This window comes from Streptomyces sp. NPDC101165 (assembly GCF_044768135.1).
GTDB lineage: Bacteria > Actinomycetota > Actinomycetes > Streptomycetales > Streptomycetaceae > Streptomyces.
Map to the genome: position 1 here is coordinate 458176 of NZ_JBIWPG010000004.1, position 22213 is coordinate 480388.

Sequence of the window (22213 nt, forward strand, 5' to 3'; positions counted from 1 at the left end):
TGTGTCTGTTGCGTGTTGCGGCGGCTTCAGAGGGTCAACAGCGGGCCGCCGTGGTGCGTGTTGTCGGCGGCCCGCTGCGGGTGGATCGTGGTTGCTCGCGCCCCTTCGGGGCGCGTCTCAGTGCCCGGCGCCTGCCGTGGCCGGCGGAAGTTCCACCTGAACTCCCGCGTCGCCCGCGTCCGCCGTGTAGTCCTCGGGGCGGGTCTCGTCGAGGCCCTCAGGGGCCTTCAGGGCCTTCAGGACGAAGGTCAGGACCACCGTGACGGCGACGTTCAGGACGAAGGCCGTGAGGCCGATGTAGCCGATCTCACCGATGCCCGGGATCTCCTTGGCGGAGCCGCCGAAGTGCTTCTGGGTCGGCGAGGCCACCCCGTAGGCGGCGACCGTGCCGTAGACCATGCCGACCGCCCAGCCGGCGAGCAGCGCCCAGCGGTGGAACCAACGGGTGAACAGGCCGCCGACCAGGGCCGGGAAGGTCTGCAGGATCCAGATGCCGCCCAGCAGCTGGAAGTTGATGGCGACCGTCTTGTCCATGGTGAGGACGAAGACCAGCGCGCCGACCTTGACCAGCAGCGACACGAGCTTGGAGACCTGGGCCTCCTGCTTCGGCGTGGCGTCCGGCCGGATGAAGTCCTTGTAGATGTTGCGGGTGAAGAGGTTCGCCGCGGCGATGGACATGATGGCCGCGGGCACGAGGGCACCGATGCCGATCGCCGCGAAGGCCACGCCCGCGAACCAGTCCGGGAACATGTTCTCGAACAGCTGCGGGATCGCCAACTGCCCGTTGGTGACGTTCACCCCGGCCGCGATCGCCATGAAGCCGAGCAGCGCGAGCAGGCCCAGCATCAGCGAGTACAGCGGCAGGATCGTGGTGTTGCGCCGGATCACCTCACGGCTCCGGGACGAGAGCGTCGCGGTGATCGAGTGCGGGTACATGAACAGCGCGAGCGCCGAACCGAGCGCCAGCGTGGCGTACGTCCACTGGCCCGCAGGGGCCGGTACGAGCCCGCCCGCACCCGCCTTCGTGAACTTCTCGCCGGCCTTGGCGAAGATGTCGTCGAACCCGCCCAGCTTGATCGGGATGTAGATGATCGCCACCGTGATGACGATGTAGATCAGCGTGTCCTTGACGAACGCGATCAGCGCGGGGGCGCGCAGACCCGACGAGTACGTGTACGCGGCCAGCACGCCGAAGGCGATGAGCAGCGGCAGGTCCTTCACGAACCAGTTGGTGTTCTCGCCGCCGCCGACGCCCATCACGTCCAGCACCGCCTGGATGCCGACGAGCTGGAGCGCGATGTACGGCATCGTCGCGAGGATGCCGGTGAGCGCCACGGCCAGCGACAGGCCCTTGGAGCCGAAGCGGCCGCGCACGAAGTCCGAGGTCGTCACATAGCCGTGCTTGTGCGAGACCGACCAGAGGCGGGGCAGGAACGTGAAGATCAGCGGGTAGACCAGGATGGTGTACGGCACGGCGAAGAAGCCGGCCGCCCCCGCCGTGTAGATCGCCGCCGGCACGGCGACGAAGGTGTACGCCGTGTACAGGTCGCCGCCGAGCAGGAACCAGGTGATCCAGGTGCCGAACGACCGTCCGCCCAGGCCCCATTCGTCCAGGGAGTGCTCGTTCTCGGCCCTGCGCCAGCGGGCGGCCAGGAAGCCCATGACCGTGACGGCCAGGAAGAAGAAGATGAAGACGCCGAGCGCGACGCCGTTGACGCCGTTCTTCACTGCGCCGCCCCCTTGTCCTGAGTGGCCCTGCGGGCGCTCTGGTCACGCTGCCAGAGCTGGTACGCGAGCATCGTGAGCGCAGTGGAGACCAGCACCCACAGCATCTGGTACCAGTAGAAGAACGGGATCCCGATGAACGCGGGGCCCGTCTTGGCGTACGAGCCCACCCACAGCATCGCCACGAAGGGCGCGACGAGACACAGGCCGATGATCACGCGGGCCGGCGTCACCACCGGTGGTCTCACTTCAGGCGTTTCGGACATGCCACGGCTCCGTCCCCTGGTTGATCACCTGTGTAATGCGCAGGCAATCTAGGTGACGGTGTCGTGGCAGCGGAAGACCTCGTCCGTACAACGGTATGTCGATTTGGAGGTTGTGGCGTGAAGACGCCAACTTCCCTCAGTCCTGCGGGCGCTTGAGCCTCGCCACGAACTTGTACCGGTCGCCCCGGTAGACGGAGCGCACCCACTCCACCGGCTTGCCCTCGCGGTCCAGGGAGTGACGGGAGAGCATCAGCATCGGCAGGCCCACGTCGGTGCCCAGCAGGCCCGCCTCGCGCGGGGTGGCCAGGGAGGTCTCGATGGTCTCCTCGGCCTCGGCGAGATGGACGTCGTAGACCTCGGCGAGCGCGGTGTACAGGGACGTGTACTTCACCAGCGAGCGCCTGAGCGCCGGGAAACGCTTGGCCGAAAGGTGGGTGGTCTCGATCGCCATCGGCTCGCCGTTGGCCATGCGCAGCCGCTCGATGCGCAGCACGCGTCCGCCGGCCGTGATGTCGAGCAGCTCCGCGAGCCGGTCGTCGGCCGTGATGTAGCCGATGTCGAGCAGCTGCGAGGTGGGCTCCAGGCCCTGGGCTCGCATGTCCTCCGTGTACGAGGTGAGTTGCAGCGCCTGCGAGACCTTCGGTTTAGCGACGAAGGTGCCCTTGCCCTGGATGCGCTCGAGGCGGCCCTCGACGACGAGCTCCTGCAGGGCCTGACGGACGGTGGTGCGGGAGGTGTCGAACTCGGCCGCCAGCGTGCGCTCGGGCGGGACCGGCGTGCCCGGCGCCTGTGTCTCCGTCATGTCGAGCAGATGCTTCTTCAAGCGGTAGTACTTGGGCACGCGCGCGGTACGGACCGTCGTCCCGGCCTCGTTCTCCGCACTGCCGACGTCGGTGCTCATGCTCTGCCTTCCCGGCTCCTGATGCCGAAAGCGACCGACATCCCATCGGCCACGGCTCACATCGTGGCACGGCTTCGCGCGTCAGGGCTCCACCCGCACGCTCCGTGATCTCCTCTATATACCGTCGCACCCATTGTTGGTCTAGTCCAACGGATGGTGCGCCGGTACCGGTGCGGGTGCCGGTACCGGCGCCGGTGTCCGGGCTAGATCCCCTGCCAGTCCGGCTTGTTCGCATAGGTGTGCCGGAAGTAGTCGGCCAGCTTGAGCTTGGACGCGGCGGCCTCGTCGACGACCACCGTGGCGTGCGGGTGCAGCTGGAGCGCGGAGGCCGGGCAGACGGCCGCGACCGGGCCCTCGACGGTCGCGGCGACCGCGTCCGCCTTGCCCTCGCCGGTCGCGAGCAGCACCAGGTGCCGGGCGTCCAGGATGGTGCCGATGCCCTGGGTGATCACGTGATGCGGCACCTGCTCGATGTCGCCGTCGAAGAAGCGCGCGTTGTCGATCCGGGTCTGCTCGGTCAGCGTCTTGATCCGGGTGCGCGAGGCGAGCGAGGAGCAGGGCTCGTTGAACCCGATGTGCCCGTCCGTCCCGATCCCCAGCAGCTGCAGGTCCACGCCGCCGGCCTCGGCGAGCGCCCTGTCGTACGTCTCGCACGCGGCCCGGACGTCCTCGGCCGTGCCGTCGGGCCCCATGAACGCGTCCATCCCGATACCGAGCGGCTCCAGCACCTCCCGGCGCAGCACCGAGCGGTAGGACTCGGGGTGCTCGGCGGGCAGTCCCACGTACTCGTCGAGCTGGGCTATTCGGGCCCGCGCGGTGTCCACGGCGCCGGAGCGCACCTTGGCGGTCAGCGCCTGGTAGATGGGCAGCGGGGTCGAGCCGGTGGCCACACCGAGCAGGGCGTCGGGCTTGCGCCGCAGCAACTGGGCCATGGCCTCGGCGATCAGCTCGCCGCCCGCCGCCGCGTCCGGAACGATGACAACTTCCACGCTGGGCCTGCCGTTCTGAAGAGGGCCTGGAGAACAGGGGAGAGGTCGGAGCAAGACTCTCTATGTGGTTTAGACCAATCTAACAGAATCGGACTCCCGGGCCCAGGCGAGACGTCCGCTATGTCGGCGAACCCCCGACTGTGATGCCGCGGGGGCCCAGCACCTTCGACAGGTCGCGGGCGAAGACGTACAGCGCGCCCTTGGTCATCGCGTAGGCCGTCTTGTCCGGCATGGCCGCGGTCCGGGCCGGCCCGGACGAGATGTTGACGACCCGCCCGCCGTCCCGCAGCCGCGACAGGACGTGCTTGACGAGGAAGAACGGTGCCGTCACATTGACCGCGAAGACCCGCTCGAACTCCTCCTCGGTGATCTCGTCGATCGGGGACGCCGTGCCGATCCCGGCGTTGTTCACCAGGATGTCCAGCCCGTCCGCCTGCCGGTCGAACTTCTCCCACAGTCGCCCGGCGTCGGCCGGCGCGCCCAGCTCCGCCCCGATCGCGAACGCCGAACCGCCCGCCGCCTCGATCGCGGCCACCGTCTCCCCGGCGGCCGCCTCATTGCTCCCGTAGTGCACCGCCACCCTCGCTCCGTCGCGCGTCGGCCGCTCGGCGATGCCCCGCCCGATGCCCCGGCTCGCCCCCGTGACCAGTCCCGTCCTCCCCGTGAGCACACCCATGTCCGCCACCCCTCCACATTTGTCTAGTGATCGCTACACAAAAACCGTACAACACTTCCCCGACATTTCTCTAGGGGGCGCTATAAAATGCACCCCATGGTGACCAGCGAGGACGCGAAAGCGCAGGCCAAGACCGCCAGGACGCGCGGGCGCCCGCGTTCCTTCGACCGTGCGACCGCGCTGGAGAAGGCGCTCATGGCCTTCTGGGAGCACGGCTACGAGGCCACCTCCGTCTCGGATCTCACCCGGATCATGGGTATCGGCGCCCCGAGCCTCTACGCGGCCTTCGGAGACAAACGCAGCCTGTTCGAGGAGGTCGTGCGGGTCTACGCCGACACCCACGGCGCCTTCGGTGACCGCGCCCTCGCCGAGGAACCCACCGCCCGCGCCGCCGTCGAACGCACGCTGCACGAGGCCGCCGCCGAGTACACCGACCCCGCCCACCCCTACGGGTGTCTGGTCGTCCACGCGGCCACCAACTGCACCAGCCCCGAGGTCGAGCAGCTGCTGCGAGAGCGGCGCAACGCGGGCATCGCCGCCCTGGAGTCCCGCATCCGGGCCGACGTGGCCAAGGGGCGACTGCCGGCCGGCACCGACGCGGCAACGCTCGCGCGGCACACCGGAGCCATGATCCAGGGCATGTCCCAACAGGCCCGGGACGGCGCGAGCCGGGCGGAACTGGCGCCACTCGCGGAAATTGCCATGGCCATCTGGCCCCGCGGCTGACCCCGGCGGGCTAGGCTGCGTGGCATCGCGTGCCAGCAGACTTCAACGCATACTCCCACGCGCATGGACACGCCATCGTGGTCTAGTCCAGAATGCACAGGGAGAAATCGTAGGGAAAACTGAACAGCTTCCGTCTTCCCCGCACAGGAGGACGGACGAGGAACCGGCGCTCTCTGCCCTGACTGCCCCGGCTCCTCGACCTTCGGCCGACCGGGACCGCACACCCCACGGCCGATGATGCTCCGGGCTGCGGTGCCGGGAGGGCTGAGGGTCCCTCCCAGGCGCCGCGGCCCGCGGGTGTTTTTTCGGCCATCACCGGGCCCCGGGTACGCTCACAACGTGCCCTCCATGAACGAACTCGTACGCCAGCACACGGCCCTCGACGACTCCGACCTCGAGTGGCTCCACCTGCTGGTCTCGGAGTGGCAGCTGCTCTCCGACCTCTCCTTCGCCGACCTGGTCCTGTGGGTCCCCACCCTTGACGGCACCCGGTACGTCTCGGTTGCCCAGATGCGCCCCAACACCGGCCCGACCTCCTACCAGGACGACATGGTCGGCCACCTGGTACCGCGCGGCCGGAGGCCCATGCTGGACGCGGCGCTGGACGAGGGCCGGATCGTGCGCGAGGGGGACCCGGAGTGGCGCGAAGAGGTCCCCGTCCGGGTCGAGTCGATCCCTGTCCGGCGTGAGGGCCGCGTGCTGGGCGTCATCGCCCGCAACACCAACCTGCTGACCGTCCGCACCCCGAGCCGCCTCGAACTGACCTATCTCCAGAGCGCCTCGGACCTGGCGCAGATGATCGCGGCCGGCTCCTTCCCCTTCCCCGGCCAGCAGGTCGACATGGACGCCTCCCCGCGCGTCGGCGACGGCCTGATCCGGCTGGATGCGGACGGCATCGTCCAGTACGCCTCCCCGAACGCCCTCTCCGCCTACCACCACCTCGGCCTCGCCGCCGACCTGGTCGGCCAGCACCTGGGGCAGACCACGGCCGAACTCGCCCCGACCCGGGGTCCGGTGGACGAGGCGCTCGCCAAGCTGGCGAGCGGCTGGGCGCCGCGCGAGTTCGAGATCGAGGCGAACGACGGGGTGATCCAGTTCCGGGCCATTCCGCTCAAACCCAAGGGCACCCGTATCGGTTCCCTGGTGCTGCTGCGGGACGTCACCGAACTCCGCCGCCGCGAGCGCGAGTTGATCACGAAGGACGCGACCATCCGGGAGATTCACCACCGGGTGAAGAACAACCTCCAGACCGTCGCGGCCCTGCTGCGTCTGCAGGCCCGGCGCATCGACTCCGAGCGCGGCCGGGAGGCCCTGGAGGAGGCCGTGCGCCGCGTCGGCTCGATCGCGATCGTCCACGAGACGCTGTCGCAGAACCTCGACGAGCGGGTGGAGTTCGACGACATCGCCGACCGGGTCCTCGCGATGGTCGCCGAGATCTCGCCGGGCAAGGTGACCGGTCGGCGCAGCGGACGCTTCGGGATCCTCGACGCCGAGGTCGCCACCCCGCTGTCGATGGTTCTCACCGAGATCTTGCAGAACGCGCTGGAGCACGGCTTCCGCGAGGGCGAGACCGGCACGGTCGAGGTCTCCGCGGTCCGCGGCGGCACCACCAAGGAGGCCCGCCTCCTCGTCACCGTCCAGGACGACGGCGTCGGCCTGCCCGAGGGCTTCGACCCGCAGACGGCGGGCAATCTGGGGCTGCAGATCGTACGGACGCTGGTGGAGGGCGAGTTGGGCGGCACCTTCGACATGGTCCCGGCGCCGGAGCGGGGCACACAGGTGATTCTGGACATTCCGGTGCGCTCGCAGAAGTAGGAACCATCCGCCAGGCGTGACGCACAGTGGCCCGAACAGCATTGAGCCCCGGGCCACTTGGTGGTCCGGGGCTTAAAGCTCGTTGCTGCTCTGCTTGTCGCTAAGCGCATCGGGGGTACTGCGCGCTGCGGCTCGGGGGCGGGAGATGCGTACTCGCTGTACGCGCCGCCAAGCTCAGGCTGTCAGCAGGGGTGGGACTGTCAGGCGGAGGCCTGACGGGCCCGGTTGCGGGCGGCGCGGCGCTTCATGGCACGGCGCTCGTCCTCGCTGAGACCACCCCAGACGCCGGAGTCCTGGCCGGACTCGAGCGCCCACTGCAGGCACTGCTCCATGACGGGGCAGCGACGGCAGACGGCCTTGGCTTCCTCGATCTGCAGCAGCGCAGGACCGGTGTTGCCGATGGGGAAGAAGAGCTCGGGGTCTTCCTCGCGGCAAACGGCGTTGTGACGCCAGTCCATGGCTGCTACCTCTCCTTGGTATTACATGCAAGTTGCTTGTGAATGTGAACGCTTTCACGAATCCCTCAACAAGTGAAGGGCCGACCGCAGAGTCTTCCCCGGCGTGGTCCTTGGTTTGAAGAGGGGTTCTGATGATCAGTGGAGGCCGGTGTTGCGGGCCGTCCCGATCGCCACGTAGAGACTCGCAAACCTCAGCGACGGATACAACCCCTTCCGGAAAGTTTTTTTTGATTCCTCGGTGTCGACTGGGTCACAGCCGTACTTCCATGGGGTGGACCCTGGCCTAAACGTTCGAGTGAAAGGACTTTGGCCCGTTCCGCTCACACAATCACACGCAGTGCGCGGCGTACGCCTGTGAACGTCACGCTCGTACGCAGTCCGAGGTGGTCGCCGTCCATCTGAAGGGGGAGGGGAGCCTTCGAATGCAAGGTGAACTGGTCCAGGTCGTGCAGCGAGACCGCATGCCTGCCATGGGGTCCGCGCTCGGGGGACGAAGTGAGCAACTGCGTGCCATACCGGGCAACCGCGGCCGTCGACAGCCGGCTGAGACCGAGTACGTCGATGCCCGTATCGAACGACGCCTTAGGTGACGTGTACATCGGGCGATTGCCGAGATACGTCCAAGGGGACGTGTTCGAGACTATGGCGACAACAAGATCGGTGATCGGGTCGGCGCCGGGTCGCTCCAGGGTGATCGCGCCGTGCCGGCGGTGCTGCTCGCCGAGGAACTGCCGGACCACCTGTCGGACGTACAGCGCGTGGGTCGACTTCCTGCCGCGCTCGCGCTGCTGCTCGACCCGGCCGACCACACCCGCGTCGAAGCCGAGCCCGGCGTTGAAGGTGAACCAGCGGTCCGGCACCGCCTCGTCCTCGGTGCCGGGCGTGCCCGAGGTCAGACCGAGCCCGACGACCCGCTCCGTTCCGTCGCGCAGCGCGTCCAGCAGGGCGCCGGTGGCCTCGACGGGGTCGTTGGGCAGACCCAGGGCGCGGGCGAAGACGTTGGTCGAGCCGCCGGGGACCACGGCGAGGCCGGGCAGACGGTCCAGGTCGGGGCCGGAGTGCAGCAGGCCGTTGACGACCTCGTTGACGGTGCCGTCGCCGCCGAGGGCCACGACCAGGTCGATGTCGTCGCTCTCCGCTGCCTGCCGGCCGAGGTCGCGTGCGTGGCCGCGGTACTCGGTGGTGACCGCCTCCAGCTTCATCTCGCTGGCGAGTGCGTGGATCAGCACGTCACGCCTGCGTGCGCTTGTGGTGGTTGCCGCCGGATTGACCACGAGAAGTGCACGCATGGATGGCAGCGTACCTACTGGGGGGTACCCGGCCCAGACCGAGGTAGGGATCAGGTAAGAGGCGAGGGCGTGAGCCTGGACACTCACCACCGCGCCGGACCCGGGGCGGAGGCGGCCGTCGCGGGGGGCGGGGCTACGCTTCTGGCGTGAGCAGTGAGCAGAAATCCGCCCCGGAAACGACCGAAGCCGCCGAGCCCCGCCCGCGCCGGCTGACGTACGCGGCGGCGCTGGCCGGGCTGGAGGGTGCCGCCCTGGTGATCGGCGGCGTCTGGATCCTCGTCCTCGGACTCACGGGCGATCCCGACGACCGGCAGCAGGCCGTGACCGGCGGGATCACCCTGGCGGTGCTCGCGCTGCTGCCGCTGCTCGCCGCGCGCGGTCTGCTGCTCAGGCGCAGCTGGAGCCGTGGCCCCGCCGTCATCACGCAGATCATGGCGCTTCCGGTGGCCTACAACCTGCTCAAGGCCGACAGCATGGCCATCCCGGGCGGCATCGCCCTGGCCGTCGTGGCGATCGCCGCGCTGGTGCTGCTCGTGAACTCGGCGACGACCCAGGCCCTCGGGATCAAGGGACCGGGCCGGGCCGAGTAGGGCTCACCCGCCGACGCTCACTCCTCGACGAGCAGCTTCTCCCGCAGCTGGGCGAGGGTCCGGGCGAGCAGTCGGGAGACGTGCATCTGCGAGATGCCGACCTCCTGCGCGATCTGCGACTGGGTCATGTTCCCGAAGAAGCGCAGCAGCAGGATCCGCTTCTCGCGCGGCGGCAGGTCCTCCAGCAGCGGCTTGAGGGACTCGCGGTACTCCACGCCCTCCAGCGCCTCGTCCTCGGCACCGAGGGTGTCGGCGACCGCCGGGGACTCGTCGTCGGTGTCGGGGACGTCCAGGGACAGCGTGGAGTACGCGTTGGCGGACTCCAGGCCCTCCAGGACCTCCTCCTCGGAGATGGCCAGCTTCTCGGCCAGCTCGTGGACCGTGGGGGAGCGGCCGTGCTGCTGGGACAGCTCGGCCGTCGCCGTCGTCAGCGCGAGGCGCAGCTCCTGCAGCCGGCGCGGCACGCGGACCGCCCAGCCCTTGTCGCGGAAGTGCCGCTTGATCTCGCCGACGACGGTCGGGGTGGCGTACGTGGAGAACTCCACGCCGCGCTCGGGGTCGAAGCGGTCGACCGACTTGATCAGGCCGATCGTGGCGACCTGGGTGAGGTCGTCGAGCGGCTCGCCACGGTTGCGGAAGCGGCGCGCCAGGTGCTCGACGAGCGGCAGGTGCATACGGACCAGCTGATTGCGCAGCTCCGCGTACTCCGGGCTGCCCTGGTTCAGCTTGCGCAGCTCGACGAACATCGCACGCGCCCCGCTGCGGTCCTGCGGGTCGTGCTGGGTGGCCTGCACGGCCTCCGCGCCCAGCGCGGCGTCCTCGGCGTATCGCTCGTGCTCGCTCATCGTCCCGCCCGTAGCCCTTCCCCGAGCCCTCGCCTCCGCGCGGGCGGCGGATCCGATCCCGCCGCGTCCCTCCGGAGGCGCGCTCTGCACGGCACCGTCGCTGCCGGCCTCGGCGGAGTCCTCCTCCGGGTGCGGCCTGGCCTGCTCGGGGATGCCGTCGATGCCGTCCGCCATGCGTCGGGAACCGTCCGCCGGGCCTCGGTCCCCCGTCGGCAGCTCCCGTGTGCCGCGCTCTTCGTCCCGCACCGGCCCGTCCCCGTTCCTCACGCCGGCCCGGGGCCCGCGCCGCGCTGTTTGTAGAGGCTGATCGACACGGTCTTGTCCTTGTCGACGGCGGACGAGACCTTGCCCGCGAGGGCCGAGAGCACCGTCCAGGCGAAGGTGTCCCGCGAGGGGGCGTGGCCGTCGGTGGTCGGCGCCGACACCGTGACCTCCAGCGAGTCGTCGACGAGCCGGAAGACGCAGCTGAGCACGGAGCCGGGCACGGCCTGCTGCAGCAGGATCGCGCAGGCCTCGTCCACGGCGATGCGCAGGTCCTCGATCTCGTCCAGGGTGAAGTCCAAGCGGGCCGCAAGACCGGCCGTGGCCGTCCGCAGCACCGACAGGTAGGCACCCGCAGCCGGCAGCCGGACTTCCACGAAGTCCTGGGTCGCGGGCTCGCCTGCGATCTGGGACACCCTCACCTCCATGGTGGTACAAGCTTTACGGGGCCGAGGGTCGCCCCTCGGGGTAACGCACATGTGGTTCCGCGGTGACGCTATCGCGCTCCGAACGGTCCTGTCCCGGGACCCCAACCCCCTGGCGTCACTCACAGTAAAGCTGTGGATACGCTCCGTGTCTAGAGGGTCTGCGGGCCCAAATGGGAAGAGCGCGCGCCGGGTTGACGTACCCCGGTGTCAGACGCTCGAACCGTCCACGGCCGCGGCCGTATGCCGTGTCAGTGCAGTGTCACACGAGAACGTGGTCGACGAAGCACCACCGCCAGTCCTCGCCGGGTTCGTAGGTCCGCATCACCGGGTGACCGGACGTCTCGTGGTGCTCCGTCGCGTGTCTGCCGGGCGAGGAGTCGCAGCAGCCGATGTGGCCACAGGACAGGCAGAGCCGCAACTGCACCGGATGCGTCCCGCGCGCGAGACACTCCGGGCAGGTCTCGCTCAGCGGCTCCGGCTCGGGGTGCGGCAGCGCGTCGGAGTGCGTGCACTGTTTCATGATTGCCAGATTACGACGGGCGTGCGGGTGGCCGCGCGGAAAAACGAGGGTGGGCGAGGACCATGGATGTGATGCCGCTGCTGTTGCTGGTGGCGGGCAGCGCCGCGGTGGCGGGGGCCGCCCGGCGCACCCCGGTGCCGGCACCGCTGCTGCTGGTCGCGGTCGGTCTGGCGGTCTCCTACGTCCCCAGGATGCCGGACTACACCCTCGACCCCAAGATCGTCCTGCCGCTGCTGCTGCCCCCGCTGCTGTACACCTCGGCCACCGACAGCTCCTACCTCGACCTGCGGGCCCAGATCCGGCCCGTGGCGCTGCTGTCGGTGGGCTACGTGCTCTTCGCGACCGTCGCCGTCGGCTGGGCCGCCTACGTGCTCATCCCCGGGATGCCGCTGACCGCCGCCCTGGTGCTGGGCGCGGTGGTGGCGCCGCCGGACGCGGTGGCCGCCACGGCGGTCGCGCGCAGGGTTGGCCTGCCGTCCCGGATCACGACGATCCTGCAGGGCGAGTCGCTGCTGAACGACGCCACCGCGATCACCGCCTACAAGGTGGCCGTCGCCGCGGTCGTCGGCGAGGGCGCCACCTGGGCGGGCGGGATCCGCGAGTTCCTGCTCGCGGCGGTCGGCGGTGTCGGGGTCGGCCTCGTCCTCATGGCACCCCTGCACTGGCTGCGCACGCACCTGAAGGAACCCCTCCTGCAGAACACCCTCTCCCTGCTGATCCCGTTCGTCGCCTACGGCGTCGCCGAGCAGCTGCACGCCTCAGGGGTCCTCGCGGTCGTGGTCGTCGCCCTCTACCTCGGTCACCGCGCGTGGGAGGTCGACTTCGCCACCCGGCTGCAGGAGGAGGCGGTGTGGAAGATGGTCGCCTTCATCCTGGAGTCGGCGGTCTTCGCCCTGATCGGCCTGCAGCTGCCGGTCGTCCTCAAGGGGCTCGGGGGGTACGAGGGCGTCAAGGCGACCTGGTACGCCGTCGCCCTCTTCCTCGTCGTCGTCCTCGCCCGGTTCGTCTGGGTGTATCCGGGGACCTTCCTGCCCCGCCTGCTGTCGGCGCGCATCAGGGAACGCGAGGAGAACCCCACCTGGCGCGGGGCGATGGTCACCTCGTGGGCCGGCATGCGCGGTGTGGTCTCCCTGGCCATCGCCTTCTCCATCCCGAGGATGCACGACGGCCACGCCTTCCCGCAGCGCAACCTGATCCTCTTCCTGACCTTCACCACCGTCATCGGCACCCTGGTCGTGCAGGGTCTGACCCTGCCCCCGCTGATCCGCCTGCTGAAGTTCCCCGGCCGCGACCGGCAGGCCGAGACGCTCGCCGAGGCCAACGCCCAGGCACAGGCCTCCCGAGCCGCCGAGAACCGCCTGGACGAGCTCCTCTCCGACGAGCGCAACGCCCTGCCCCCGCCGCTCGCCGACCGCCTGCGCACGGTCCTGGAGCGCCGCCGCAACGCCGTCTGGGAGCGCCTCGGCCAGGTCAACCCCGTCACCGGCGAGTCCGTGGACGACACCTACCGCCGCCTGTCCCGCGAGATGATCGGCGCCGAACGCGAGGTCTTCGTCCGCCTCCGCGACCACCGCTACATCGACGACGAGATGCTCCGCGCCCTGCTCCGCAGACTCGACCTGGAGGAGGCGGCCGCCTACCGGGAGGCGGGCTAGCGCCTGTCCCGTCGGCCAGGCCCGTGTACTCGGCTCCTCGCCGAGCGCCACGGGGCGGAGTGTCCACGCGGTCCTGGGCCTACGGGAAGGGCCGCCCGGTGACGACCGCTGCGATCGTCGTACCGCGCGTGAAGGCGCCCTCCTCGGTCAGCGCGGCAAGTCCGTACAGCAACTTGGCGACATAGAGACGTTCCACAGGCAGTCCGTGGCGCTGCTCGAAGTGCTCCGCGAAGGCGTCGAGTTCGGGGGTCGTGCGGGCGTAGCCGCCGAAGTGGAACCGGTCGTCGAGGGACCAGGTGCCGGTACGGCTGCCGAAGGCGTGCTCCTGGAGGGTCCGTATGTCCGTCTCCAGGAAGCCGCCCTTCAGGACCGGTATGCCCAGCGCGCGCTGTCCGGGGGCCAGGCCGGCGGCGAGTCCGGCGAGGGTGCCGCCGGTGCCGCAGGCGACCGCGACGACGTCGGCGCGGCCGCGCAGTTCCTCGCCCAGGGCCCGGCAGCCGCGTACGGCCGCGGCGTTGCTGCCTCCCTCGGGGACGACGTACGCCCCCTCGGCGCCGGCCTCGCGCAGGATCGCGGCCAGGGTCGCCGGCTCGCTCTTGCGCCGGTATGTCGATCTGTCGACGAAGTGCAGCCGCATGCCGTCGGCCGCGCAGCGGGACAGGGACGGGTTGAGCGGGCGGTCGGCCAGCTCCTGGCCGCGGACCACGCCGATCGTGGGCAGACCGAGGAGGCGGCCCGCGGCGGCGGTGGCCCGCAGATGGTTGGAGTACGCCCCGCCGAAGGTGACCAGCTCGCGGCCGCGCACCGCTTCGAGGTTCGGCACCAGCTTGCGCCACTTGTTGCCGATCAGCTCCGGGTGGATCAGGTCGTCCCGCTTGAGCAGCAGACGGAGGCCGTGCCGGGCGAACCGGTCGTCCCGGACCTCGACAAGAGGGGAGGGCAGGCGCGGGGCGAGCGGGCCGGTGCTGGTCACCGCCTCATTGTCGCCCGGCGCCGGCCCGGTCCGGCAACCACACCTACGCCTTCAGGCGCTCCTCGATCCGATCCCGCAGCCACGCCATCGAGAAGCCGCGCGGGTCCACCTTGCCCGGCTGCCACTCCAGGTGGCCGATGACCGAGCGCTCCGTCCAGCCGTGATGCCGGCACACCGCCGCTGCGGCGCGCACGATCGCGTCCAGCTGGGCCATGGGCCAGGGATCCTCGCCGTCGCCCAGGTTCTCGCACTCGAAGCCGTAGAAGTGCCGGTTGCCGTCGGTGTTCACCTCGTTCTCCGGGGGCAGCCGTTTCTCGGCGATCACCGCGCGCAGGACGTCGTCGTCGCCGAGGCCGGCGTGGTTGGCGCGGCCGTAGCCGACCAGATGGACCGTGCCGTCCTTGGTGATCACTCCATGGCACAGCGGGCCCGGCAGCTCCGCGTGGCCGGCCCGGCAGAGCTCCACGGTGCGGGCGCTGCCGCGGGTCACCGTGTGGTGGATCATCACGCCGTGGACGGGGCCCCAGGGGCCCTTGTGATTGCGGTTGTGGGTCCGCCAGTCGCCGACCTCGACGATCTGGACGCCCTCCGCTCGAAGCGCGTCCAGGAACCCGTTCGCGGACATGGGTGGGGCCATGACCGCCTCCTTCGTGCTGTGCCCGGTGGCCGCGGGGAGCGGCCCTGTCGTACCGCTGCTTCTACCGAAACCGGACGTCCCGGACTACATCGTTCGCACGCTGTGCGAGCCGATCCGGACAGGTCACACCGGGTGGGGCGCTGGACAGGGTCCCTCTTTCTGCCCAGTAGTCCGATGATCCATTCCCGCTCTTTCGGGTAATGGCGCGAGTACTTTCCGTAATGGAAGGCTCGCTCGCGAGACCGGTGTGCGATTCGGCGCCGGACCTACAGGAGAGGGCATTTTCTTATGTCGGTAGGCGAAGAGGTCCGCACGGAGCAGGGCAAGCCGCAGCAGTCTCTCGGCACGGCGGCAGCGCGGAACCTGGCCACCACGACCAAGTCCGCCCCGCAGATGCAGGAGATCACCTCCCGCTGGCTGCTGCGGACGCTGCCCTGGGTGGATCTACAGGGCGGCACGTACCGGGTGAACCGGCGGCTGACGTTCGCCGTCGGCGACGGCCGCATCACCTTCGTGAAGACCGGCGACCAGGTGGAGGTGATCCCCGCCGAACTCGGCGAGCTCCCGGCGCTGCGGTCGTACGAGGACCACGAGGTGCTGACCGAGCTGGCCCGGCGCTGCCGGCAGCGGGACTTCGCGCCCGGCGAGGTCATCGCCTCCTTCGGCAACCAGACCGACGAGGTGTACCTGCTGGCCCACGGCAGGGTCGAGAAGATCGGCACGGGCCCGTACGGCGACGACGCGGTCCTCGGCGTCCTCGCCGACGGCGCCTACTTCGGCGAGGCGGCACTGCTGGACCCGGACGCCATCTGGGAGTACACGGCCCGCGCGGACACCACGTGCACGGTGCTGATCCTCGCCCGCCAGGACTTCGAGCAGGTCGCGGAGCGCTCCGACTCGCTGCGCGAGCACGTCCAGCAGCTGCGCGCGCTCCCGGAGCAGCGGACCAACAAGTACGGCGAGAAGGAGGTCGCGCTGGCGGCCGGCCACAGCGGCGAGCCGGAGATCCCGCACACCTTCGTCGACTACGAGGCCCGGCCGCGCGAGTACGAGCTGAGCATCGCCCAGACCGTGCTGCGCATCCACACGCGCGTGGCCGACCTGTACAACCAGCCGATGAACCAGACCGAGCACCAGCTGCGGCTCACGGTCGAGGCGCTGAAGGAGCGCCAGGAGCACGAGCTGATCAACAACCGCGAGTTCGGGCTGCTGAACAACTGCGAGTACGACCAGCGGCTCCAGCCGCACGACGGCGTGCCCAGCCCGGACGACATGGACGAGCTGCTCAGCCGCCGGCGCGGTACCAAGCTCTTCCTCGCCCACCCGCGCGCGATCGCCGCGTTCGGGCGCGAGCTGAACAAACGCGGACTGGTCCCGGAGACCGTGGAGATCGGCGGCAACCGCATCCCCACCTGGCGCGGTGTGCCGATCTACCCGTGCAACAAGATCCCCGTCACGCCGGAGCGCACGACCTCGATCATCGCCATGCGTACCGGCGAGGACGAGCAGGGCGTCATCGGCCTGCGGCAGTCCGGCATCCCGGACGAGATCGAGCCGAGCCTGTCCGTGCGGTTCATGGGCATCAACGAGCAGGCCATCATCAACTACCTGGTGACGGCGTACTACTCGGCCGCCGTCCTGGTGCCCGACGCGCTCGGCGTGCTGGAGAACGTCGAGATCGGCCGGTGGAGGTGACGTTTCCGCACTTCGCGGCCGTGTTCCCGCCCTTCGGGGCGGGTACACCCTCGGGGTATGCGTCCAGCCGGAGCGGAAGCACCACCGTCCGCGGACTGTGCGAGGGGGACTCATGGCCGAGTTCATGACGGAGACCAAGCAGCGTTCACCCGCGACGGGTGAACGGCGCGGGCCGGACGCCGACGCCGGGGCCGGTCCGCTCGACGGGCAGGAGGCGGCCGCGCTGCTGGAGCGGACCCGGGCCGTCGTCGACCCGGAGCTGCGTGCGACCGTCGAGTCGCTGCCCGGCTCGATGCGCCGGATCGCGCTCTACCACTTCGGGTGGGAGCACGCGGACGGCACTGCGGCGGCAGGCAACGCGGGCAAGGCCATAAGGCCCGCGCTGGTCCTCGCCGCGGCCGCCGCGCTCGGCGGCCCGCGGGCGCGGACGGCGGCCGTCCGGGCGGCCGTGGCGGTCGAACTGGTCCACAACTTCACCCTGCTGCACGACGACGTGATGGACCGGGACACCTCCCGCAGGCACCGGCCCACGGCCTGGACCGTCTTCGGCGACGCGGACGCCATCCTCGCCGGGGACGCCCTGCAGGCGCTGGCCCTGCGGCTGCTCGCCGAGGATCCGCACCCGGCCTCGGGCGCGGCCGCGGTCCGGCTCGCCGACTGTGTCGTGGAGCTGTGCGCCGGACAGCACACCGACACGGCCATGGAGCGGAGCGCGCCGGACGAGGTCACCCTGGACGAGGCGCTCGCCATGGCCGAGGCGAAGACGGGCGCACTGCTGGGCTGCGCCTGCGCGCTCGGCGCGCTGTACGCGGGCGCCGATGCGCACGACGTGGCGGCACTGGACGGCTTCGGCCGCCAGGCGGGGCTCGCGTTCCAGCTGATCGACGACGTGATCGGCATATGGGGGGACCCGCAGCGCACCGGCAAGCCCGCCGGTGCGGATCTCGCGGTCCGCAAGAAGTCCCTGCCGGTGGTGGCCGCGCTCGCGTCCGGCACCCCGGCGGCCGCGGAACTCGCCGTGCTGTACGGGAAGCCGTACGTGCAGGGGGAGTGCGGGGACGGCGGGGAGATCGCGCGCACGGCCCTCGCCGTCGAGCAGGCCGGCGGCCGGGACTGGGCGCAGGCCGAGGCGGCCGACCGGATGGCCCGGGCCATGCAGGAGCTGGCCCGCGCCGTGCCCGCGCCGGAGGCGGCGGGCGGTCTGCTGGCCCTGGCCGAGTTCGTGACCCGGCGCAGCAGTTGAGGCCGCGGTGACTCGCGGCCGGTAAGGACCCCGGAGCCACCGGGACCGTGCGGCTCCTGACCCCGCACGACCTCCCGGGGGCTCCGGCCGGAGGGCCCCGCACATCCCCACGGTGTGCGGGGCCCGCCCACTGCCCGGTCGGGGTGAGTCCTCGCTGCCGGCGTCGGCAGGTGCCGCTTTCCTGGGGGGCGAGTGGTTCGCCGGGCTACCCCTCCGGCACGATCGTCGTCACGATCCGGTCGACCAGCCCCTCCGGTACGCCGACCCCGTCCAGGACTCCGTCCAGGACGCCCGGCAGGGTCAGGTGTTCCAGGATGAGGCCGAGCATCGCGAGGTAGAGCACGGTGACGGTCTCGTCGCCACCGGGCAGGCCGGACTGCCGGTGGAAGTCGATGCCCTGCTCCAGGTCTCCGCGCACCGACCTGGTGAAGGAGGCCCGCAGTTCGGGGCGCCGGGTGGCCTCCAGCCGCATCTCCAGCAGGGCCAGATAGCCGGTCCGGTCGCGGGTGGCCCGGTCCATGATGTCCTGCATGAGGGCTCTGACCAGGGAGCGGTCACGGGGCCGGCGCAGCAGTGCCTCCATCACCTCGGGATCCGGTGCGAGCCGTACGTGCAGCCGGGCGTCGATCTGGCGGAGCAGGTCCTCGCGGCCGGTGAAGTAGTTGGAGGCGGTACCGGTGGGCACGCCCGCCTCGCCGTCCACCGCGCGGAACGTCAGCCCGCGCGCGCCCTCCCGCGCGAGCACCTCGATGCCGGCGTCCACCAGCGCCGCCCGCCGTTCCGGATTGCCCGCCATGCGGAACCCCTTCTCTTACTTGTCCTCGGTGCCGACAGCATCCCGGAAAAAGCTTGCCACCACTACATCCGGAGTACTACAACTGAAGCACTACAAGCGGAGTGGTTGACCGATCGCCCCGCAGCCTACGGAAAGAGACCGGCTTGCGAAAGCTCACGTACTTCGTCGCCTGCTCGCTCGACGGCTTCATCGGCGACGAACACGGCGAAGCCACCGCGATGTTCCGCTTCCTGGACGAGGAGTACCTCGACTTCCTCAAGACGGAGTTCGCGGAGACCCTGCCCACCGCTGCCCGCCGGCAGTTCGGCATGGAGCACCTGGAGAACCGGCGGTTCGACACCGTCATCCAGGGCCGGGCCAGCTACGAGGTGGCGCTGAAGGAGGGCATCACCAGCCCCTACGGCCACCTGCGCGAGTACGTCGCCTCGCGCACCCTGGGCACCTCGCCCGACCCGAACGTCGAGATCATCGACGGCGACCTGACCGGCCGGGTCCGCGAACTCAAGGCGGAGGACGGCGGGTTGGACATCTATCTGTGCGGCGGATCCCAGCTCGCGGGAGCCCTGCTCGACGAGATCGACGAACTCGTCATCAAGACCTACCCGATCGTCTACGGCACCGGCATGCCGATGTTCGGCACCGGCCTCGACATCAAGGAGTTCACCCTGGACTCGGTGCGCACCTTCGACAACGGTGTGCTCGTGCGCACGTACCGCAGGAAGCGCTGAGACCCCGCCCGCCCTACCCTGGGGGCATGGACAGCGAAGAACACGTCTGTCCCGTCTGCGGACAGCCAGTCGACACGGTCGTCCGGCGGCACAAGACGCTGGGCATCTGGGTCCCGCTGTGGGGCCCCGGCCCCTGTTACAACCCGAAGTGCGCGGCCCACACCGACCTCGCCGTCGGGCAGGAGCACCCCGCCCCACAGGACTCCGCCGCGAAAAAGGCCTGAACCCGTGTCGAGAATCCCGGCCCGGCTCCGACGTCCCCTGCGAGAGCCGCCCGCAGGAGGCGGCCCCCGAGCCGAAGGAGCGGACCATGAAGTACCTGGTGATGGTGCAGGGCACGCAGGCGGACTACGACGCGATGGCCGGCAAGGCCTCCGAGCACGCCCCGTCCTGGACCGAGGCGGAGCTCAAGGCCATGTACCTCTACATGGGTGCGATCAGCGACGACCTCGCCGAGTCCGGTGAACTCGTCGACGCCCAGGGGCTGGCCGAGCCCGCCCGGACCCGGCTGGTCGCGCGCGGCAGGGACGGCCGGACCGTGATCACCGACGGCCCGTACGGCGAGACCAAGGAGCTGATGGCCGGCTACTGGGTGGTGGACTGCGCGAGCCTGGACCGGGTCACCGAGATCGCGGAACGCGTCACCCGCTGCCCCGGCCCCGAGGGCCTGACCGACTACCCCGTGGTGATCCGGCCCATCATGGACGGCGCCGGGGACATCTGCGCCAAATGACCGGCCCGACCGGCCCGACCGGCATCGAGGACCTGCGCACCAGCGCGCCGCAGGTCCTCGGCGCGCTGGTGCGCCGGTACGGGCACTTCGAGACGGCCGAGGACGCCGTACAGGAGGCGCTGCTGGCGGCGGCCCGGCAGTGGCCGCAGAACGGGGTGCCGGACAACCCGCGCGGCTGGCTGATCAGGGCGGCGTCCCACCGGCTGACCGACGCGCTGCGCGCGGACGAGGCCCGGCGGGCGCGGGAGGAGCGGGCGGCGGCCCTCGCCGGCCGACCGGGCGCCCAGCGAGGGGGAGCGTCAGCCGGGCCAAGCAGAAGGTGCGGGACGTGCGGTTCGGGCGGCCCGACAACTGGGCCGAGCGGCTGCCCGCCGTCCTGCAGATCCTCTATCTGATCTTCGACGAGGGCTACACCGCGACCTCCGGAACCAGCCTCCAGCGCCGTGACCTGGCCGCCGAGGCGATCCGGCTGACCCGCACCGTCCACCGGCTGCTCCCGGACGACGGCGAGGTCGCGGGCCTGCTCGCGCTGATGCTGCTCACCGACGCCCGGCGCGCCGCACGCACCGGCCCGCACGGCGAACTGGTCCCGCTCGACGAACAGGACCGCGGCCGCTGGGACCCGGCCGCGATCGAGGAGGGCGGCGCCCTCGTCACCCGGGCGCTGTCCCAGGGCCCCGCCGGACCGTACGCGCTGCGCGCCGCCGTCGCCGCCGTGCATGACGGGGCACCCTCCGCCGAGGCCACGGACCGGCGCGAGATCCTCGGCCTGTACGACCTCCTCGTCCGCCAGGTCCCCGGCCCCGTGGAGCGCCTCAACCGCGCGGTCGCCGTCGCCATGGTGCACGGCCCCGAGGCCGGCCTCGCCGAACTCGACGGACGGGAGCGGGCGCTGGGCGACAGCCATCGCCTGGACGCGGTGCGCGGGCATCTGTGGGAGCGCGCGGGAGCGTACGACCGTGCCCGCGCCGCGTACGCCTCGGCGGCGGCCAGGACGCTCAGCCTCCCGGAGCGGCACTACCTGCAGACGCGTGCGGCACGGCTGAAGCCGTAGCGTGGCCGCATGCCGAAGCTTCCGCACATCGTCCACATCACCGAGCGCTCGCTGTGGGAGGCGGCCCGCGAACGCGGCACCTACGAGGTGTCCACCCGTGGCCGCACCCTCCAGGAGGAGGGGTTCATCCACTTCTCCACCCGTGAACAACTCCCGCGCATCGCGGCCTTCCTGTACGGCGACCACGAAGGCCCCGACGAGCTGGTGGTACTGGTCGTGGACCCGGCCCTGCTCGATGTACCGCTGAAGTACGAGGCCATGTCGCCGAACGGCGAGGAGTTCCCGCACGTGTACGGGCCGGTGCCGGTCGACGCCGTGGTGGACGTGGAGCCCTGGGGGTGAGCGAACAGCGCGGCGCGCGCCGCCGGTTATGGCGCTGGGCCGTCTGCGCCTGGGCCGTGGCGGTGGTCGCCGGGGGGCGGGCTCACCCGTACGTGACTACGCGTCGTTGACCGCCGCCGGCAGTCCGCCGGTCTCGGGGTCCCGGCCGGTCAGGCAGTACGTGCCGCCGGCCGGGTCGCGCAACACCGACCAGTGCGGGCCCTGGTGGACGCGGACGGCGCCCAGCCGCTCGTGCCGGGCCCGGGTCGTCGCGATGTCCGCGCAGGCGAGGTCCAGGTGGGCGGAGGCCGGGCGTTCGTCGTCGAGCCGCTGGAGCAGGATCCGGACGGGCAGGCCCGCGGGCGGCCTGAGCACCCGGAACTCCGGCAGGGAAACCGTCAGCAGCTCCCAGCCGGTCAGCGCGGCCCAGAACGCGGTCTCGGTGTCGTACGCCGAGGGCGGGACGTCCAGGCACACCTGGTCCAGGCGGCTGCCGTCGACCACCGGTGGCCGCACCGTCTCCGTGTGCCACGGCACGGCGCAGAACAGCTGACCGGCGGGCGAGCGCAGCACTGCCCAGTCGCCGTGATCCGCCACGAGCCCCGCGCCGAGGTCCAGGGCCGCCCGGACCAGGGCCGCCGGGTCATCGAGGCAGAGGTCGAGGTGCGCGCCGCCCGCGCCCTCGGTGACGCCCTGGAGTTTCACGCACGCGTCCGTCCCGTCGGGCAGCAGCGTCATGAATTCGCCCTGATCACCGCGCGGTTCGGAGGGCCGGGTGCCGGTGACGGCCGTCCAGAAGGCACGGGCCTCGGCGAGGCGGGCGGCGGGGCGGTCGATGAAGGCGTAGGTCCAGCGGATGGTGTTCATGGCGGGGATCGTAGGCAGCCGA

The 22213-nt window shown here is 70.8% G+C and carries 23 protein-coding genes and 2 pseudogenes; 11 read left to right on the forward strand and 14 right to left on the reverse strand.

What is annotated here, in order from left to right; translation table 11 throughout:
- Positions 1-117: 117 nt before the first annotated feature.
- The 5 genes and pseudogenes from mctP to ACIRVH_RS11210 all read right to left on the reverse strand — a co-directional run.
- On the reverse strand, positions 118-1728 hold the full coding sequence (gene mctP / locus ACIRVH_RS11190) for a monocarboxylate uptake permease MctP (protein ID WP_403950846.1): 1611 nt from the start codon (positions 1726-1728) through the stop codon (positions 118-120).
- Positions 1725-1991, reverse strand: coding sequence for a DUF3311 domain-containing protein (locus ACIRVH_RS11195; RefSeq protein ID WP_403950849.1), 267 nt, complete (start codon positions 1989-1991; stop codon positions 1725-1727). Before ACIRVH_RS11195 ends, mctP begins: the two co-directional genes overlap by 4 nt.
- A gap of 136 nt (positions 1992-2127) precedes the next feature.
- Complete coding sequence (locus ACIRVH_RS11200; protein WP_145883119.1) at positions 2128-2892, reverse strand: GntR family transcriptional regulator; 765 nt, start codon at positions 2890-2892, stop codon at positions 2128-2130.
- A 203-nt stretch (positions 2893-3095) separates the two neighbouring features.
- A complete protein-coding gene (gene nagB, locus ACIRVH_RS11205; protein ID WP_403950853.1) occupies positions 3096-3881 on the reverse strand; it encodes a glucosamine-6-phosphate deaminase in 786 nt (261 codons plus the stop codon).
- A gap of 136 nt (positions 3882-4017) precedes the next feature.
- Positions 4018-4557 (reverse strand): annotated as a pseudogene (locus ACIRVH_RS11210) (SDR family NAD(P)-dependent oxidoreductase); the annotation flags it as partial.
- A 96-nt stretch (positions 4558-4653) separates the two neighbouring features.
- Here ACIRVH_RS11210 and ACIRVH_RS11215 point away from each other — a divergent pair.
- A complete protein-coding gene (locus ACIRVH_RS11215; RefSeq protein ID WP_403950856.1) occupies positions 4654-5283 on the forward strand; it encodes a TetR/AcrR family transcriptional regulator in 630 nt (209 codons plus the stop codon).
- Between the two features lie 348 nt (positions 5284-5631).
- Complete coding sequence (locus ACIRVH_RS11220; protein WP_403950858.1) at positions 5632-7098, forward strand: sensor histidine kinase; 1467 nt, start codon at positions 5632-5634, stop codon at positions 7096-7098.
- 200 nt (positions 7099-7298) lie between these two features.
- Here the strand turns inward: ACIRVH_RS11220 and ACIRVH_RS11225 are convergent, their stop codons facing one another.
- Together ACIRVH_RS11225 and ACIRVH_RS11230 are read right to left on the reverse strand one after the other, a co-directional pair.
- Positions 7299-7556 (reverse strand): WhiB family transcriptional regulator, encoded by a 258-nt coding sequence (locus ACIRVH_RS11225; protein WP_016639615.1) that lies wholly within the window; start codon positions 7554-7556, stop codon positions 7299-7301.
- Positions 7557-7876: 320 nt separating this feature from the next.
- Positions 7877-8845, reverse strand: a complete 969-nt coding sequence (locus tag ACIRVH_RS11230) for a diacylglycerol/lipid kinase family protein (RefSeq protein WP_403950861.1) — start codon at positions 8843-8845, stop codon at positions 7877-7879.
- Positions 8846-8991: 146 nt separating this feature from the next.
- On the opposite strand from ACIRVH_RS11230, the gene ACIRVH_RS11235 reads away from it, so the two are divergent.
- Entirely contained in the window at positions 8992-9435 is a 444-nt protein-coding gene (locus ACIRVH_RS11235; RefSeq protein WP_403950864.1) for a hypothetical protein, read from the forward strand.
- A gap of 17 nt (positions 9436-9452) precedes the next feature.
- Here ACIRVH_RS11235 and ACIRVH_RS11240 read toward each other — a convergent pair whose 3' ends face one another.
- The 3 genes from ACIRVH_RS11240 to ACIRVH_RS11250 form a co-directional block, all read right to left on the reverse strand.
- The gene (locus tag ACIRVH_RS11240) at positions 9453-10547 is read right to left on the reverse strand and encodes an RNA polymerase sigma factor SigF (RefSeq protein WP_403950866.1); all 1095 of its coding nucleotides are present in this window, start codon (positions 10545-10547) and stop codon (positions 9453-9455) included.
- On the reverse strand, positions 10544-10957 hold the full coding sequence (locus ACIRVH_RS11245) for a hypothetical protein (protein WP_003992877.1): 414 nt from the start codon (positions 10955-10957) through the stop codon (positions 10544-10546). Before ACIRVH_RS11245 ends, ACIRVH_RS11240 begins: the two co-directional genes overlap by 4 nt.
- A gap of 271 nt (positions 10958-11228) precedes the next feature.
- On the reverse strand, positions 11229-11489 hold the full coding sequence (locus ACIRVH_RS11250) for a UBP-type zinc finger domain-containing protein (RefSeq protein WP_403950868.1): 261 nt from the start codon (positions 11487-11489) through the stop codon (positions 11229-11231).
- A 62-nt stretch (positions 11490-11551) separates the two neighbouring features.
- Here ACIRVH_RS11250 and ACIRVH_RS11255 point away from each other — a divergent pair, with 62 nt between their 5' ends.
- A complete protein-coding gene (locus tag ACIRVH_RS11255) occupies positions 11552-13144 on the forward strand; it encodes a Na+/H+ antiporter (protein WP_403950870.1) in 1593 nt (530 codons plus the stop codon).
- Positions 13145-13223: 79 nt separating this feature from the next.
- On the opposite strand, the gene ACIRVH_RS11260 is transcribed toward ACIRVH_RS11255, so the two are convergent.
- Positions 13224-14117, reverse strand: coding sequence for a 1-aminocyclopropane-1-carboxylate deaminase/D-cysteine desulfhydrase (locus tag ACIRVH_RS11260; RefSeq protein ID WP_403950872.1), 894 nt, complete (start codon positions 14115-14117; stop codon positions 13224-13226).
- Positions 14118-14160: 43 nt separating this feature from the next.
- On the reverse strand, positions 14161-14754 hold the full coding sequence (locus tag ACIRVH_RS11265; RefSeq protein WP_403950875.1) for an N-acetylmuramoyl-L-alanine amidase: 594 nt from the start codon (positions 14752-14754) through the stop codon (positions 14161-14163).
- A gap of 288 nt (positions 14755-15042) precedes the next feature.
- Here ACIRVH_RS11265 and ACIRVH_RS11270 point away from each other — a divergent pair, with 288 nt between their 5' ends.
- Both ACIRVH_RS11270 and ACIRVH_RS11275 read left to right on the forward strand, forming a co-directional pair.
- Positions 15043-16449, forward strand: coding sequence for a family 2B encapsulin nanocompartment shell protein (locus ACIRVH_RS11270; protein ID WP_403950877.1), 1407 nt, complete (start codon positions 15043-15045; stop codon positions 16447-16449).
- Between the two features lie 112 nt (positions 16450-16561).
- Positions 16562-17692, forward strand: a complete 1131-nt coding sequence (locus tag ACIRVH_RS11275) for a family 2 encapsulin nanocompartment cargo protein polyprenyl transferase (protein ID WP_403950879.1) — start codon at positions 16562-16564, stop codon at positions 17690-17692.
- 205 nt (positions 17693-17897) lie between these two features.
- Here ACIRVH_RS11275 and ACIRVH_RS11280 read toward each other — a convergent pair whose 3' ends face one another.
- On the reverse strand, positions 17898-18488 hold the full coding sequence (locus ACIRVH_RS11280; RefSeq protein ID WP_403950881.1) for a TetR/AcrR family transcriptional regulator: 591 nt from the start codon (positions 18486-18488) through the stop codon (positions 17898-17900).
- 143 nt (positions 18489-18631) lie between these two features.
- Here ACIRVH_RS11280 and ACIRVH_RS11285 point away from each other — a divergent pair, with 143 nt between their 5' ends.
- The 5 genes and pseudogenes from ACIRVH_RS11285 (at position 18632) to ACIRVH_RS11305 (ending at position 21345) form a co-directional block, all read left to right on the forward strand.
- The gene (locus tag ACIRVH_RS11285) at positions 18632-19216 is read left to right on the forward strand and encodes a dihydrofolate reductase family protein (RefSeq protein ID WP_403950883.1); all 585 of its coding nucleotides are present in this window, start codon (positions 18632-18634) and stop codon (positions 19214-19216) included.
- A gap of 26 nt (positions 19217-19242) precedes the next feature.
- Positions 19243-19440, forward strand: a complete 198-nt coding sequence (locus ACIRVH_RS11290; RefSeq protein ID WP_403950886.1) for a hypothetical protein — start codon at positions 19243-19245, stop codon at positions 19438-19440.
- An 86-nt stretch (positions 19441-19526) separates the two neighbouring features.
- The gene (locus ACIRVH_RS11295; protein WP_403950888.1) at positions 19527-19949 is read left to right on the forward strand and encodes a YciI family protein; all 423 of its coding nucleotides are present in this window, start codon (positions 19527-19529) and stop codon (positions 19947-19949) included.
- Positions 19946-21003, forward strand: a pseudogene (locus tag ACIRVH_RS11300) (RNA polymerase sigma factor). Before ACIRVH_RS11295 ends, ACIRVH_RS11300 begins: the two are co-directional and overlap by 4 nt.
- 9 nt (positions 21004-21012) lie before the next feature.
- On the forward strand, positions 21013-21345 hold the full coding sequence (locus ACIRVH_RS11305; RefSeq protein ID WP_403950890.1) for a DUF952 domain-containing protein: 333 nt from the start codon (positions 21013-21015) through the stop codon (positions 21343-21345).
- A 96-nt stretch (positions 21346-21441) separates the two neighbouring features.
- Here the strand turns inward: ACIRVH_RS11305 and ACIRVH_RS11310 are convergent, their stop codons facing one another.
- Complete coding sequence (locus ACIRVH_RS11310; protein WP_403950892.1) at positions 21442-22191, reverse strand: VOC family protein; 750 nt, start codon at positions 22189-22191, stop codon at positions 21442-21444.
- Positions 22192-22213: the final 22 nt, after the last annotated feature.

Coding starts and splice junctions, on each gene's coding strand:
- ACIRVH_RS11195 (WP_403950849.1), bottom strand. CDS start 1,991: ATGTCCGAAACGCCTGAAGTGAGACCACCGGTGGTGACGCCGGCCCGC.
- ACIRVH_RS11200 (WP_145883119.1), bottom strand. CDS start 2,892: ATGAGCACCGACGTCGGCAGTGCGGAGAACGAGGCCGGGACGACGGTC.
- ACIRVH_RS11215 (WP_403950856.1), top strand. CDS start 4,654: ATGGTGACCAGCGAGGACGCGAAAGCGCAGGCCAAGACCGCCAGGACG.
- ACIRVH_RS11220 (WP_403950858.1), top strand. CDS start 5,632: ATGAACGAACTCGTACGCCAGCACACGGCCCTCGACGACTCCGACCTC.
- ACIRVH_RS11225 (WP_016639615.1), bottom strand. CDS start 7,556: ATGGACTGGCGTCACAACGCCGTTTGCCGCGAGGAAGACCCCGAGCTC.
- ACIRVH_RS11230 (WP_403950861.1), bottom strand. CDS start 8,845: ATGCGTGCACTTCTCGTGGTCAATCCGGCGGCAACCACCACAAGCGCA.
- ACIRVH_RS11250 (WP_403950868.1), bottom strand. CDS start 11,489: ATGAAACAGTGCACGCACTCCGACGCGCTGCCGCACCCCGAGCCGGAG.
- ACIRVH_RS11255 (WP_403950870.1), top strand. CDS start 11,552: ATGGATGTGATGCCGCTGCTGTTGCTGGTGGCGGGCAGCGCCGCGGTG.
- ACIRVH_RS11265 (WP_403950875.1), bottom strand. CDS start 14,754: ATGGCCCCACCCATGTCCGCGAACGGGTTCCTGGACGCGCTTCGAGCG.
- ACIRVH_RS11270 (WP_403950877.1), top strand. CDS start 15,043: ATGTCGGTAGGCGAAGAGGTCCGCACGGAGCAGGGCAAGCCGCAGCAG.
- ACIRVH_RS11275 (WP_403950879.1), top strand. CDS start 16,562: ATGGCCGAGTTCATGACGGAGACCAAGCAGCGTTCACCCGCGACGGGT.
- ACIRVH_RS11280 (WP_403950881.1), bottom strand. CDS start 18,488: ATGGCGGGCAATCCGGAACGGCGGGCGGCGCTGGTGGACGCCGGCATC.
- ACIRVH_RS11290 (WP_403950886.1), top strand. CDS start 19,243: ATGGACAGCGAAGAACACGTCTGTCCCGTCTGCGGACAGCCAGTCGAC.
- ACIRVH_RS11295 (WP_403950888.1), top strand. CDS start 19,527: ATGAAGTACCTGGTGATGGTGCAGGGCACGCAGGCGGACTACGACGCG.
- ACIRVH_RS11305 (WP_403950890.1), top strand. CDS start 21,013: ATGCCGAAGCTTCCGCACATCGTCCACATCACCGAGCGCTCGCTGTGG.
- ACIRVH_RS11310 (WP_403950892.1), bottom strand. CDS start 22,191: ATGAACACCATCCGCTGGACCTACGCCTTCATCGACCGCCCCGCCGCC.